Genomic DNA, 12,626 nt, shown 5'->3' with positions numbered 1-12,626 from the left:
TCGAAGGATCGACCATGCTTATTGTGTTCAGCGGCCTGCCCGGCACTGGGAAGACCACGATTGCCAAGGCCCTTGCCGGCCAATCCGGCGCCGTGTATCTGCGCATCGACACCATCGAGCAGGCCATCCGCGATGCAGGGGTTCTGGAGCAAGGTGTGGGCAGCAGCGGTTACCAGGTGGCCAATGCGCTGGCGTTGAGCAACCTGTTGCTGGGCCGCACGGTTGTCGTCGATTGCGTTAACCCGGTGGCTGAAAGTCGTCAGGCGTGGCGCGACACTGCGCTAAGCGCCGGTATGCCGCTGGTGAATATCCAGGTGGTGTGCTCCGACCCACACGAACACCAACGCCGCGTGGAATCACGCACCAGCGATATTCCGGGGCTCACGCCGCCCACCTGGCAGTCCGTCCTGGCCCATGAATATGAGCCATGGGCCGAGTCGCCATTGACCGTCGATACGGCGCGCTTGCCTCCCCATGAGGCGCTGACGATGATCAACGCTCAGCTAAGCGCCTAGAGCGCACTCTCCATCGCTTTCATCAACACCGGGTCGCGCCCGTAAATGTCCGGCGCGTAGAGCAACGCGCCCTTGCCATCGACCTGCACCGTCCAGTACCCCAACAACACGGGTACCGGCGTCGCGAGCCGGAACTCGTGGGTGGTTTCCGTCGCCAGCAATTCTTCGGTGCGGATCTTCTCCGCCGGGCTCACCAGGAAGTCGCGCAACAGCAGCGGCTGCTCAACCCTCACACATCCCGAACTGAAGGCCCGCGGGCCCTTGGAGAACAGCGGCTGGCTCGGCGTGTCGTGCAGGTACACCGAATACGGGTTGGGAAAGCGCAGCACGATCCGGCCCAGCGGGTTGCGCGGGCCGGCGCCCTGGCGCAGCAGGATGTTGCCGGGGTGCGACCAGTCGACCTGTTCCGGTGCCAGCGGGTTGCCCTGGCTGTCGAGCACTTGCAGGTTCTGCTGGCGCAGGTATTCGGGGTTCAGGCGGATCGCCGGCAGCTTGTCCTCGCGCATGATGGTGGGCGGGATGGTCCAGGTGGGGTTCAGGGTCAGCCGGGTGATGCGCGACTTCAGCAGCGGCGTCTGGCGGTCGGCGCGGCCGACTTGCAGGCGGGTTTGCCACACGGGCACGCCGCCCTGGTAGAAGCTCAGTTGCGCCGCTGCCACGTTCACCAGCACGCCCTCGGGTTCCAGGTCCCGGGACAGCCAGCGAAACCGTTCAAGGTTGATGCGCAATTGTTCGCGGCGAATCGCCGGGCTGATGTTCAGCTCGGTGACCGTGCCGGGGCCGATCACGCCGTCGGCTTGCAGGGAATGGCTTTGCTGGAAGGTCTTGACCGCGTTGACCAACTCGCCACGGTATTGCGTCCCCGCGGAGGTGGCGCTCAGGTAGCCGCCATTGACCATGCGCCGCGCCAGTTGCGGCACTCGCGAATCGTCCATGCCGGGGCGCAACAGCGGGCCGCTGGCCACGGCTTGCCAATGCTGCAACGGTTGCTGGCGCAAGGCGGCGTAGGCACTGCGCAGGCCAAGGTATAGCGGCGCGCTCGGGCGGGCCTGGTCGAAGGCTTGGGCGACGTTCTGCATGCCGGCCTCGGCCATGGCCAGCAATTGGGTGTCGGGGTCCGGGGCCGGTTGCGAATGCCAGACGGGCTCGAAGCGCGACTGCTGCAAGCGGCCGAAATGCAGGTCCTGCAGGGCTTGCAGGTACTGCTGGCTGGTACCGATATCGATGCACAGCACGTTCCCCGTGGCATCCGCCGGGGGCAGTCTATAGTGAGTCGGGTCCAGGCCATCGTCGGCCAGCAACTGCAGTTGGGCTAGCAATGCGGCGCGGCGATCCCCCTCGGACCACAGCACCACGTCGCCCTGCTGCTGATAAAACGCCTGCAAACGCGCCAAGGAAGGCGCATCGACCTGCCCGGCCGGGCCTGGGCAAACGGTCGACAATTGCGAGAGCGCCAATTGCACCGGGGCCGGCGACACCACCAACAGGTCTTCGGCTGTCGCGACCAGCGGTGCAACGAGCAGGCAAATGCTCAAGTAACATGCGTGTTTTTTGAACAATCGCTTAGCTCCCATCCACGGCGGAGATGCTTTATACATGCTGACCTTTTGCTGCCGACTCGGCCTGATCATCTCGACCTTTGCCTCGCTGAGCACCGTTGCGCTCGCAGACACGGGTAAACCTCTTACTCTGTATAGCAGCCTCGCCCACGCCGCTCCAGAACTCAACCCCGATGTACTGAAAAGAGCCTTGAGCGCCATGCAATGCGCGGTGGGCAATGGCATCGAACAGTCCGACCGGCTGGCGGTGATCGACTATTCCCAACCTTCGACCGCTCGTCGCCTATGGATCTTCGACCTGCGCAAGAAGACATTAGTGCTGCGGGATTTGGTGGCCCACGGACAAAAATCCGGGGAAAACTTCGCCACCCAGTTCTCCAACCGTGAAGGCAGTTACCAGTCCAGCATTGGCTTGTTCCGCACCCAGGAGAGCTACGAAGGCGCCCACGGCTACTCGCTGCGCATGGACGGCCTGGAGCCGGGTTTCAATGACCGTGCACGGGACCGCGCCATCGTGATCCATGCCGCCGACTATGTAAGCCCGTTGTGGAGCAAGCGCGAAGGCCGTATCGGCCGCAGCCAGGGCTGCCCCGCCGTACGCCCGCAGGTAGCGCGCCAGGTGGTGGACAAACTCAAGGACGGCCAGTTCATGTTTTCCTGGTACCCCGACCAGCGCTGGCTGAAGTCCTCGGCTTACCTCAACTGCAAGCCGCGCCAGATGGCGAGTGCCGGTACGGTCAAAGGCGGTTGATGCTCTCGCTGTTGCCGTGCACCATGCGGCTCACGCCACCAGGAACTCCACCGTGTTCCTGGGCTTGATGAGAGAGAGAACCTGAGATGCTTTTACATCAATCCACCTGGATCGAGATTGGCCAGTTTCTGGAACGCAGCCGCAGCATCGTGATTCCCATCGGCTCCAACGAACAACACGGCCCCACCGGCCTGTTGGGCACCGACTGGATGTGCCCGGAAATCATTGCCCATGAAGCGCAGAAGAACGCCGACATCCTGATCGGCCCGACCTTCAACATCGGCATGGCCCAGCATCACCTGGGCTTCCCGGGCACCATTTCCCTGCGCCCTTCGACCTTTATCGCGGCGATTGGTGATTGGGTACGCTCGTTGGCAGGCCATGGTTTCGAGAAGATCCTGTTTCTCAATGGCCACGGCGGCAATATTGCCTCGATCGAAGCGGCGTTCTCCGAGCTGTATGCCGAAGCCAGCTTCAGCGGGCGCCCGTCGGGTTATGCGCTGAAACTGTGCAACTGGTGGGACCTGGAAGGCGTGAACGAGCTGGCGCACCAGCAGTTCCCGGTGGGCCATGGCAGCCATGCCACGCCGTCGGAGATCGCCGTGACCCAATGGGCCTACCCGGACGCGATCAAGTCGGCTGACTACTCGCCGCAAATCGCCAACACCGGCCCGATCCGCGAAGCCCGCGACTTCCGCGCGCGATTCCCGGATGGGCGCATGGGTTCAGACCCGGCGCTGGCCACCCCGCAAAAAGGCGGTGAGTTGGTGGCGTTGGCGGCCAAGGGGTTGGTGAAAGCGGTCGAGACGTTCAGCAGCGAGCCAAAGCCGAGCTGAATCATTCGCTCAGACAATGAAGACCAACTGTGGGAGCTGTCGAGCCTTAGCGAGGCTGCGATGGGATCACCTCGGTGTCACTGTCAGACCGCAGTGATGCTATCGCAGCCTCGCTGGGGCTCGACAGCTCCCACAGACTGGCCCCAGTCGATTACAGGCAATCCTGCGCCGCATGCTCGAACCGCGACGGCTTGAACGTCGATGCCAACGGCTTGCGCTCGTACAGGAACACCTTGCCGCCGTCCTGGGACTTGTAGACTTCGAGGATGTTGTCCGCGGCGATCTTGCTGCTCACCACGATCCGGGCATGCCGCGAATTCTGCGTGACCGTGGAGGTCATGCCGTTTTTCTCGAACTTGGGCACCACGCACTGCACGTAGGCTTCAGGGTCCTTGGCGGTTTGCAGGGTAAGGGTTGGGGCATTGGGGGCGGATGCACAGCCCGTCATCAATAAAGAAGCAGAAGCCATCGCTGGCACTAACAACACGCGCATAAAAATTCCTGAAAAATAAACGAAGTGGGCTAACCGGCAGCGACCAACGCCTTGAGCGAGGCATCGAACTGCTTTAATGCGTTCAACTGAACGTCGCGCTGCTGCCCAATCTGTGCAGCGATCTGGGGCGCCGTTTTGTCATGTACCCACACATTAGGCAAGTGCATTTGCATCGAACCCTCGGCTTTGGCGATGTATTGCAGGTCAAGGTCATAGAACTTGGCAACAAACCGCGCTTCCACCAGGTCGTTACGCTGGGTCAGCAATTGGTTGTAGGTATCGAGCATCACCACCACATCCGGGTGCGCCTGCAACAGCGCATCAAGGTTGTCGTAACGGGTGACCGAGGCAAAGGTGTGCCGCAACGAAGCCATCAGCCAGTCAATCGCCAGGTCCGGGTCGGAACTGTCGACGAAAGCCTGGCGAATCTGCTCGTCCAGCTGGCCCTTGGCACCATTGACCGCCATGGCGTGGTAGCGCGCCAGGTACTCAAGGTTGTCGAGGGTGTTGTCGCTGTAGAGCACGCCGACCGATTGCGAATGCTGCAACCCGACCGGGCTGGCGACGATTGGCGCCAGGTGGCTGGCTTGAAGCCCCCCGGCCGACGCAGAGCCAACCATTGTGCTCATCAGCAGCGCCACCAGGGCCAAACCGGTAAAAGTCCTCATCGCAGGGTCCTTGCACATCATGTTCAATGATGGCAATTGTCCTCCTTTTTCAGAAAAACAGAACTCGCAATACTTGATGGTGACTATTATCTAGAGCAATAGTGTCGTGCAGGCCGCCTCACACAAAATGATAAGGAACGCCTATGAAACCCCACCAGAAAACCTTCGATCGCATCCGTGAAGCTGTGCTTCCGGAGTTTCGCGAGCGGGTTGCCGATTACCTGGTCGACTATGAGGAAGTGCTGCTGGACAACGCCGCCGAACCGGAAGTGGTCTACGCGATTGCCCAGCAATTGCGTGGCTACTTGCGCGGCTTGAACACCACCCGGGTGCTGGGCATGGCCGACTGGGAAGACCTTGACCGCCGGGTGGTGCAAAGCTGGCTGGTGCTGCTCAAAGCCGAATAGCACCGCGCCTCAAGCTCAGCGTATATCCACGCGATAACGGAAATGTTCGGCGTGGCCACGGCCGCGTCGCAACTCCAGGGGTTGGCCGGCGTAATCCCGGGCCAGCCGCTCGATCACCATCACCGGGCTGCCCACCGGCACCTGCAACCAGCGGGCCCACACGTCATCGATGGACTCGGCAGTCAGGGCTTCCTCGGCAGAAGCGACTACTTGCCCGCAGACTTCTTCGTAAGTGGGGTACAACAGCAATCCCTGCCGGGTCAGATCCACGTCCAGCAGCGCCTGGAACCGCTCGCGCGGCAGCCAGATTTCCTCGGCCAGCACTGGCCCGGTGTCCAGCACGTGTACCCGCACGATGCAGATTACCGGCGCATCCGCTGCCAGCCCCAGCACCTCGCTCACCGACAACGGCGCCTTCACCGGCTTGACCGACAGGATCCGGCTCTGCGGCAGCTGGCATTCACCGCCCGGGCCCTGGAAGCGGAAACACCGGAACAACGACGACTGAAACTTCGGGCGGCGCACAAACGTACCACGGCCCTGCTGGCGCTCCAGAATGCCCTCGCCCACCAACGCCTCGATCGCTTTACGCACGGTGCCGGTAGACAGCTGGTACTGGGTGGACAACACCGCTTCAGGGGGAATAGCCGCACCGGCACGCCAGTGATTATTGGCAATCTGCTCAATCAGATGATCCCGAAAACGCTGGTACAACGGCAGGCGGGAGTCACTCGACAGTATATTCATGGACCAGGATTCACTTTGTAATTGAGGAGTGTGACTACAGCGACGGTCGTGCCTGCTTGACCCATTCCTGGACCGAAGGCCGTTGCCATTGGCGCTGGGCGTACGCCACCAGGTTGGCGGGTACGGTGTCACCGTTGAGGATCAGCCGGTTGAGCATCACGGCCAGGTCCACGTCGGCAATCGACCACGCGCCGAACAGGTAGTCGCGACCGTCGGCCAACAGCGCCTGCGCCGCGTTGATCAGCGTGTGGGCCGCTGCTTCAGCAACCGGCGACAGCGGTTCGCCCTTGAGCCCGTAAAACACCACCAGGGTCGAACGTTCCTGCCGAATCGGCATCAAGTCACTGCGCAACCACGCCTGCACCTGCCGCGCCCTCGCCCGCTGGCGGGGTTCGGCCGGGTACACCGGCACCTGCGGGAACACATCCTCCAGGTACTCGGTAATCGCCGATGACTCGGACAGCGCAAACTCACCCTGCACCAGGGTCGGCACGCGCCCCGTCAGCGACAAGTGCGTGTACGCGTCAGTCTGGTTCTCGGCCGTGTCGAGGTTCAACGTGAGCAGTTCAAATTCAAGGCCCTTTTCCCGCAGGGTCACAAACGCCGACATCGCGTAGGGACTGGTGAAATGGGCGTCAACGTACAGGCTCAGCGGGCGATGGTTCACGGCGACATCTCCTTGGTGGGAGCACCACACTACGAGATCGCGCCGCGCAAATGAAATGCGCGGTTTTTATGGGGGCATTCCTGGCTGGAATACCATCGATAATGGCAATACTATGGCCCCTTGAACCCCACCCGTAACGCCCCGAAAAGCGGATCAAGGAACGATCACTAGATGAAACAAGCGGTTATCGTCATCCACGGAATCGGCGAGCAGCGCCCGATGGATACCCTGCGTGGCTTCGTCGAAGCGGCGATCCCGGCGGACACCCCCGAGGCGACGCCTTTCTACTGGAGCAAACCCGACCGGTTTTCGCGCAACTTCGATTTGCGCGTGTTGAAGTCGGCGGGTCGCAACACCACCGATTTCTACGAGTACTACTGGGCCCACAAGATGCAGGGCACCAAGGTCGGGCACCTGCTCAGTTGGCTATGGGACATTTTCAAGCGCCCGCGCCGGGATATCCCGACGGCCATCGTGCCGATCTGGCGCGCCACGCGCTGGGCCTTGCTGGCCCTGCTCGTGCTGCTGGTCAGCGGAACCCTGGCGACGCTGTATGGCCGATTCCCCCACAGCGACAACCCCTTCGCCCTGATCCCGGTGCTGCTGGCGGTGATCGGCCTGGCCTTGAAGTACTCGGCACTGTCATACCTTGGCGATGCCGCCCGCTACCTGAGCCCCAACCCGCAGAACGTGGTGGTGCGCGAACAGATCCGCGCCGATGGCGTCGACCTGCTGCGCGCCCTGCATGACAAGGGTGATTACGACCGCATCATCGTCGTCGGCCACAGTTTGGGCAGCGTGATTGCCTACGACATCGTCGGCTACCTGTGGCACGAGCATCACGATCAGTTACGCCCCGGCGGCCCGGAACTCGCCGCCCGCTACGCCAACCACGAGCGACTGCAACCGGTGGTCCAGGACACGCTGCCAAAGGCTGGAAACGCCCTCGACGGCCGCCTGCAAAGCCTCCTCAGGTTCCGCGAACAGCAAGCCGAAGCCTTTATCGAACAACGCAACCTCGGCAACCCGTGGCGCATCACTGACCTCGTCACCCTCGGCAGCCCGATGGCCCACGCCAGCCTGTTGCTGGGCCGCAGCGTGAGCGACTTCCAGCGCCGTATCGAACGCCGCGAAGCCCCCGCCTGCCCGCCGACGCTCGACGATAAGGGCTACGGCTACAGCGGCCGGCTGCCCGTCACCGTGGGCGGTCGCCCATTTTCACCCCTGTACTTGCACCATGCCGCGGCCTTCGCCGTGACCCGTTGGACCAACCTCTACTTCCCCGCGCCCCTGGGCCTGTTTGGCGACATCGTCGGCGGCCCGGTCAGCCCGGTGATGGGCCCCGGCGTACTGGACCTGCCGGTCAGCGTGGGCAAATGGAAAGGCTGGCTCGCCAGCTCCTGGCTCAGCCACACCCATTACTGGAGCGAACGCGGCGGCGCCAAGGGCTACCTGAATAAACTGACCACCGATGACGCGGCGATTACCCAAGGCGAACGTCCGTCGGCGACTGAAGCGTTGCGCTGGGCGATTGATCTCAAGGGGGTGCGGCGTTTTCGCCAGGCGGGCGTCAGAGACTTAGTGGCTGAACCCGAGGCCTAGCCCGAAAAGCCACCGTCCTCCAGGAACGCCCGCTCCTCCTCTGTCGTGACCCTGGCCAACACCTCATTACGATGAGGAAAGCGTCCGAACCGCTCGATGATGCGGGCGTGCTCCTTGGCCCAGCGGTAGGTATTGGCATCAAGGTCCTTGTTCAGGGCCACCGACAGCTGTTGATCCCCGGGATCTTCAGAATGCTCGAAGGGCAAATAACAAAACGCCCGCAACGGGGTTTCGATCGACTTGTCCATCCCCGCCTCGACCATCTGCCGCGCGTACAAACGCGCCAGCGGGTCGGTGGCGAACATATGCGCCGTGCCACGGAAGGTATTGCGCGGGAACTGGTCCAGCAGTAACAGCAACGCCAGCGCGCCTTCCGGCGTTTGCATCCAGCTCTCCAGTTCGCGCCGGGCCGCCTGCAAATGCGTGGTGTAGAAAGCCTCGCGAAAACGCCGGTCAAACCCTTCATCCTTGGCAAACCAGAGCTTGGGCCCCGCCTGTTTCCAGAACTGAATAACCGCCATTGCTGCATTTTCGATCGTCGTCACAATCCTCTCCTCACTCACTCCACAAATTTCATCATCACTCTAAACAAAATCTATAAAGTTTCGGAACGTGTCTGAATGTTTCCACCGCACACAGGTAGTGTTGATGATCCTACGCCTTGCCCAGATTTTCAGTGACTCCAGCACCCAGGTTCGCGCCAAGCTGTTTGGCATCTACGGGTTGTTGATCGGCATTAACGTGGTCGCCTGGATCTGGGCGCTGGTGGCGTTCCATGAGCACCCGGTGCTGCTCGGCACCGCGCTGCTGGCCTACGGTTTCGGGCTGCGGCATGCGGTGGATGCCGACCATATCGCCGCCATCGACAACGTGACCCGCAAGCTGATGCAGGAAAAGAAACGTCCGGTGGCGGTGGGCTTCTTTTTCTCCCTGGGACATTCTTCGGTGGTGGTCCTGGCATCCATTGGCGTCGCGTTTGCGGCCTCGATGATGCAGGCGCGGTTTGAAGGGTTCAAGGCCATCGGCGGGGTGATCGGCACGTCGGTCTCGGCCTCGTTCCTGTTGGTCATCGCCTTGATGAACCTGGTGATCCTGCACGCGATCTACAAGGCCTGGCGCCATGTGCGCCAGGGCGGTGCGTATGTGGAGGACGACTTCGACCTGCTGCTGGCGGACCGGGGTTTCATGGCGCGGATTTTCCGCCCGGTGTTTCGCCTGATCAGCCGCAGCTGGCACATGTACCCGTTGGGTTTCCTGTTCGGCCTGGGCTTTGATACGGCCACGGAGATCGGCCTGTTGGGGATTTCTGCGACCCAGGCCTCTCAAGGGCTGTCGCCGTGGGCGATCATGGTGTTCCCGCTGCTTTTCAGCGCCGGCATGTCCCTGGTGGACACTCTGGACGGCCACCTGATGCTGGGGGCATACGGCTGGGCGTACATGAAGCCGATCCGCAAGATCTACTACAACATGACCATCACCCTGGTATCGGTGGTGGTTGCGGTGGTGATCGGCAGTATCGAGGCGTTGGGGTTGATGGGTGACCAGTTGGACCTGAAGGGATCGTTCTGGAGTTTTATCGGCTCGCTGAACGACAGTTTCGGGATGCTGGGCTACATGATCATCGGGATCTTCGTGGCCAGTTGGGCGATCTCGGTGATGCTGTATCGCCTCAAGGGCTTTGACCGGATTGAGGTGAATGCGGGTTGACCGAGGGACATTCAGCCTTGTTGTGGCGAGGGAGCTTGCTCCCGCTGGGTCGCGAAGCGGCCCCAATAAGGCAATCGAGAGCCACCTGAAAGAACACCGTGTCCTTTTTTTGGGGCTCCTTCGCAGCCCAGCGGGAGCAAGCTCCCTCGCCACGGGTTGTTCATTCACCCGATAGGTTTTCCCAGGCTCAGAAATCCACCGTCGCCGACAATTTCACTGTCCGCGGCTCACCCTGGGTCAGGTAGTTATTGGCCGTCGACGCCGACGACCAGTACGCCTTGTTCGCTACGTTTTCGACGTTGGCGCGCAGGGTGATGTATTTGTCATCCGCTTTGAAGCCATAACGCGCCCCCAGGTCGACGCGGGTCCAGGCCGGGATACTCAGGCTGTTGGCGGCGTTGACGTATTCGCCACCGGTGCGCAGCATCCGTGCGCTGACCGCCGCACCCTGGATGCCCGGCACATCCCAATCCGCACCGATGTTGTACTGGAAGCGCGGCACACCCGCGGCGCGGTTGCCGTCGGTGGCGCCGTTGGAAGTGCTCTTCTGTTCGGTGTCCATCCAGGTGGCACCGGCCAGCAGGCGCAGGCCGTCGATGGGCTCGCCGAACACGTTGAGTTCCACGCCTTTGTTGATCTGTTCACCGTCGACAGTGAAGGTGTCGAACTTCTGGCCCGGGAACCGGGTGGTCGCGTTGTTCGGCTGTTCGATGCGGTACACACCCAGCGTGGCGCCATAGTTTTCCCAGTCCAGCTTCACCCCGGCTTCCGTCTGCTTGCTGCGCTTGGGCGGGAAGACTTCGCCGGGGTTGGTCACGTTCGTGAGTGGCGCCGTCGGGCCCTGGGCCAGGCCTTCGATACGGTTGGCGTAGAACGACACGTGCTCCCATGGCTTGATTACCAGCCCATAGACCGGTGTGGTGATGGACTCGGAGTACGGTGTACCCCGTGCCCCCGTGGCCGTGTTCCAACTGTCCACCTCGATGGTCTGGCGCCGCACGCCCAGGGTCAACAGCACCCGATCATCCAAAAAGCCCAGGGTGTCGGACACCGCCGCACTCTTGATGCGGTTCTTGCCGACAACCCGCGGGTCGTGAATATCACTGCCGAAATAGGTGTTGGTAGGTCGCGGCGTTTGCGTCGGGTCGTACAGGTTGCCGGGCTGGCGGTTGGCTTGCAGGATCGCCTCGTAGGACGAGCGCTGCTCGCCCCAGATCCCCGACAGCCCGAAGTTCATCTGATGGGTCACCGGCCCCGTCGCAAAGTGCCCGTTCAAGCCGGCCATGGCGCTTTTGTTGTCTTCGTCATGGGGTGAATAGAGGAAGCCCACCTTGGCGCTGCCATCGTTGGCGACATACAGCGACGAATACTGGCCGTTCTCCCGAGTGTGCTTGGCGCCACCTGCCGCGTAGACCGTCCAGTTATCGTTCAAGTCATATTCGGCGTTGACCATGCCGTAGGTGTCTTCCAGCTGCGACCAGCTCCAGTCCTGGGCGTAGTTGTTCTTGGCCGACGGCGGGCTGGGCACTTTGGTGCCGGTCAGGTAGACCACCGAGCGGCCGTTATTGATGCGTTCTTTCTGGTAGCCAAAGTCGGTGGAGACCCGCAAGCGCTCGCCGCGATAATCCAGGGCGACGGCGATCAACTGCGAGCTTTTGTTTTCGTCATCCACAGCGGTTTCGCCGCCGTGCCGCGCCAGGTTGACCCGGGCGCCAAAGCGGTTGTCTTCGCCAAAGCGTTGGCCGAGGTCGATGTGGCCGCCGGCCTGGCTGTCGCTGGCGTAATCGAGGGTGACGCTGCGGGTGGGCGTGTCTTCAGCGCGCTTGGGCACCAGGTTGACGCTGCCGCCGATCCCGCTGCCCGAGGGCGACACGCCGTTGACGAAGGCATTCGGGCCCTTGAACAACTCCACCCGTTCCAGGGCTTCGGTAGTGATGATCTGCCGGGGCAGCACGCCGTACAGGCCGTTGAATGCGATGTCATCGGTGCTCAGCGGCAGCCCGCGAATGGTGAACACCTGGGAGAAGTTGCCAAACCCGGACGACTGGCGCACCGACGCGTCGTTGAGCAAAACGTCGCCGACGGTTCGCGCTTGTTGGTCGGCGATGGTTTTCGAGGTGTAGCTGACCACGCTGAATGGCACGTCGTTGATGGACCGATTGCCCAACACGCCGAGGCGTGCAGAACGTGCCACCTGGCCACCGGCATACGTGTCTGCCTGCGCCCCGCTCGCTTCACCGCTGATGGTGGTGGCGCCCAACTCCAACGCACCGCCGCTGGCCTGGGGCACCACGGTATAACCGTTGGTGCCGGTGCCTTGCAGGGTGTAGCCGCTGCCTTGCAGCAACTGGGCAAAACCCGATTGTGCGCTGTAGCTGCCTTGCAGCCCCGGGCTTTGTTGATCGTTGAGCAACGTGGAATCGAACGACAACGGCACCCCGGACAACGCCGCAAACTGCGCCAGCACATTCCCCAGCGGCCCCGCCGCGATGTTATAGCTGCGCGCCGCACTGCTTGGCGCAGCATCTTCTGCCTGGGCGTTCTGCAGCGGTGCGACGGCGGCAAGGGCGACCGCCAGGCTCAGAGCCTTCAACGGACGGGGGCAGTACGGGAGCGGTCTGGCGGTCATGGGCATTCCTGTCGGCGCGGAGCAATGTTGAGGGTTCTCCCCTAC

General features: G+C 62.3%; 13 protein-coding genes. 6 read left to right on the top strand and 7 right to left on the bottom strand.

Annotation, left to right across the window (positions count from 1 at the left end; all coding sequences use genetic code 11):
• Window positions 1–14 precede the first annotated feature (14 nt).
• The gene (locus tag HYE77_RS05560; protein ID WP_177068531.1) at window positions 15–515 is read left to right on the top strand and encodes an AAA family ATPase; all 501 of its coding nucleotides are present in this window, start codon (window positions 15–17) and stop codon (window positions 513–515) included.
• On the opposite strand, the gene HYE77_RS05555 is transcribed toward HYE77_RS05560, so the two are convergent.
• On the bottom strand, window positions 512–2,074 hold the full coding sequence (locus tag HYE77_RS05555) for a murein L,D-transpeptidase (protein ID WP_177068530.1): 1,563 nt from the start codon (window positions 2,072–2,074) through the stop codon (window positions 512–514). The two genes, HYE77_RS05560 and HYE77_RS05555, sit on opposite strands and share 4 nt — an antisense overlap.
• A 37-nt stretch (window positions 2,075–2,111) precedes the next feature.
• Here HYE77_RS05555 and HYE77_RS05550 point away from each other — a divergent pair, with 37 nt between their 5' ends.
• On the top strand, window positions 2,112–2,825 hold the full coding sequence (locus tag HYE77_RS05550; protein ID WP_023658766.1) for a murein L,D-transpeptidase catalytic domain family protein: 714 nt from the start codon (window positions 2,112–2,114) through the stop codon (window positions 2,823–2,825).
• An 86-nt stretch (window positions 2,826–2,911) separates the two neighbouring features.
• The gene (locus HYE77_RS05545; RefSeq protein ID WP_008435386.1) at window positions 2,912–3,661 is read left to right on the top strand and encodes a creatininase family protein; all 750 of its coding nucleotides are present in this window, start codon (window positions 2,912–2,914) and stop codon (window positions 3,659–3,661) included.
• A 151-nt stretch (window positions 3,662–3,812) separates the two neighbouring features.
• Here HYE77_RS05545 and HYE77_RS05540 read toward each other — a convergent pair whose 3' ends face one another.
• Window positions 3,813–4,154 carry a hypothetical protein gene (locus HYE77_RS05540; protein ID WP_003210199.1) on the bottom strand — a complete coding sequence of 114 codons (342 nt, stop codon included), beginning with the start codon at window positions 4,152–4,154 and terminating at the stop codon, window positions 3,813–3,815.
• A gap of 29 nt (window positions 4,155–4,183) precedes the next feature.
• Window positions 4,184–4,822 (bottom strand): ATPase, encoded by a 639-nt coding sequence (locus tag HYE77_RS05535; protein WP_087692442.1) that lies wholly within the window; start codon window positions 4,820–4,822, stop codon window positions 4,184–4,186.
• A 143-nt stretch (window positions 4,823–4,965) separates the two neighbouring features.
• Between HYE77_RS05535 and HYE77_RS05530 the strand changes: the two genes are divergently transcribed.
• Window positions 4,966–5,229 (top strand): hypothetical protein, encoded by a 264-nt coding sequence (locus HYE77_RS05530; protein ID WP_008435390.1) that lies wholly within the window; start codon window positions 4,966–4,968, stop codon window positions 5,227–5,229.
• A gap of 15 nt (window positions 5,230–5,244) precedes the next feature.
• Here the strand turns inward: HYE77_RS05530 and HYE77_RS05525 are convergent, their stop codons facing one another.
• A complete protein-coding gene (locus HYE77_RS05525; RefSeq protein WP_003210205.1) occupies window positions 5,245–5,976 on the bottom strand; it encodes a GntR family transcriptional regulator in 732 nt (243 codons plus the stop codon).
• A 34-nt stretch (window positions 5,977–6,010) separates the two neighbouring features.
• Complete coding sequence (yfcF, locus tag HYE77_RS05520; protein ID WP_003210206.1) at window positions 6,011–6,643, bottom strand: glutathione transferase; 633 nt, start codon at window positions 6,641–6,643, stop codon at window positions 6,011–6,013.
• Window positions 6,644–6,814: 171 nt separating this feature from the next.
• Between yfcF and HYE77_RS05515 the strand changes: the two genes are divergently transcribed.
• Window positions 6,815–8,245: a hypothetical protein gene (locus HYE77_RS05515; RefSeq protein WP_177068529.1), complete on the top strand. Its 1,431-nt coding sequence runs from the start codon at window positions 6,815–6,817 to the stop codon at window positions 8,243–8,245.
• Here HYE77_RS05515 and HYE77_RS05510 read toward each other — a convergent pair.
• Complete coding sequence (locus HYE77_RS05510; protein WP_177008699.1) at window positions 8,242–8,766, bottom strand: DUF924 family protein; 525 nt, start codon at window positions 8,764–8,766, stop codon at window positions 8,242–8,244. The genes HYE77_RS05515 and HYE77_RS05510 overlap by 4 nt on opposite strands.
• A 127-nt stretch (window positions 8,767–8,893) precedes the next feature.
• Here HYE77_RS05510 and HYE77_RS05505 point away from each other — a divergent pair, with 127 nt between their 5' ends.
• Window positions 8,894–9,952: a HoxN/HupN/NixA family nickel/cobalt transporter gene (locus HYE77_RS05505; RefSeq protein WP_177068528.1), complete on the top strand. Its 1,059-nt coding sequence runs from the start codon at window positions 8,894–8,896 to the stop codon at window positions 9,950–9,952.
• Window positions 9,953–10,139: 187 nt separating this feature from the next.
• On the opposite strand, the gene HYE77_RS05500 is transcribed toward HYE77_RS05505, so the two are convergent.
• On the bottom strand, window positions 10,140–12,581 hold the full coding sequence (locus HYE77_RS05500) for a TonB-dependent receptor (protein ID WP_177067505.1): 2,442 nt from the start codon (window positions 12,579–12,581) through the stop codon (window positions 10,140–10,142).
• Between the last annotated feature and the right edge of the window lie 45 nt (window positions 12,582–12,626).

Origin of the sequence: Pseudomonas sp. IPO3774, from assembly GCF_013386835.1 — a bacterium.
GTDB lineage: Bacteria > Pseudomonadota > Gammaproteobacteria > Pseudomonadales > Pseudomonadaceae > Aquipseudomonas.
The sequence above is the reverse complement of the archived record's forward strand: the minus strand, read 5'-3'. Positions and strand labels throughout refer to the sequence as shown.

What these genes read in the sequence shown, in the direction of transcription:
- HYE77_RS05560 (WP_177068531.1), top strand. Translation starts at nt 15, where the DNA reads ATGCTTATTGTGTTCAGCGGCCTGCCCGGCACTGGGAAGACCACGATT.
- HYE77_RS05550 (WP_023658766.1), top strand. Translation starts at nt 2,112, where the DNA reads ATGCTGACCTTTTGCTGCCGACTCGGCCTGATCATCTCGACCTTTGCC.
- HYE77_RS05545 (WP_008435386.1), top strand. Translation starts at nt 2,912, where the DNA reads ATGCTTTTACATCAATCCACCTGGATCGAGATTGGCCAGTTTCTGGAA.
- HYE77_RS05540 (WP_003210199.1), bottom strand. Translation starts at nt 4,154, where the DNA reads ATGCGCGTGTTGTTAGTGCCAGCGATGGCTTCTGCTTCTTTATTGATG.
- HYE77_RS05535 (WP_087692442.1), bottom strand. Translation starts at nt 4,822, where the DNA reads ATGAGGACTTTTACCGGTTTGGCCCTGGTGGCGCTGCTGATGAGCACA.
- HYE77_RS05530 (WP_008435390.1), top strand. Translation starts at nt 4,966, where the DNA reads ATGAAACCCCACCAGAAAACCTTCGATCGCATCCGTGAAGCTGTGCTT.
- HYE77_RS05525 (WP_003210205.1), bottom strand. Translation starts at nt 5,976, where the DNA reads ATGAATATACTGTCGAGTGACTCCCGCCTGCCGTTGTACCAGCGTTTT.
- HYE77_RS05515 (WP_177068529.1), top strand. Translation starts at nt 6,815, where the DNA reads ATGAAACAAGCGGTTATCGTCATCCACGGAATCGGCGAGCAGCGCCCG.
- HYE77_RS05510 (WP_177008699.1), bottom strand. Translation starts at nt 8,766, where the DNA reads ATGGCGGTTATTCAGTTCTGGAAACAGGCGGGGCCCAAGCTCTGGTTT.
- HYE77_RS05505 (WP_177068528.1), top strand. Translation starts at nt 8,894, where the DNA reads ATGATCCTACGCCTTGCCCAGATTTTCAGTGACTCCAGCACCCAGGTT.
- HYE77_RS05500 (WP_177067505.1), bottom strand. Translation starts at nt 12,581, where the DNA reads ATGACCGCCAGACCGCTCCCGTACTGCCCCCGTCCGTTGAAGGCTCTG.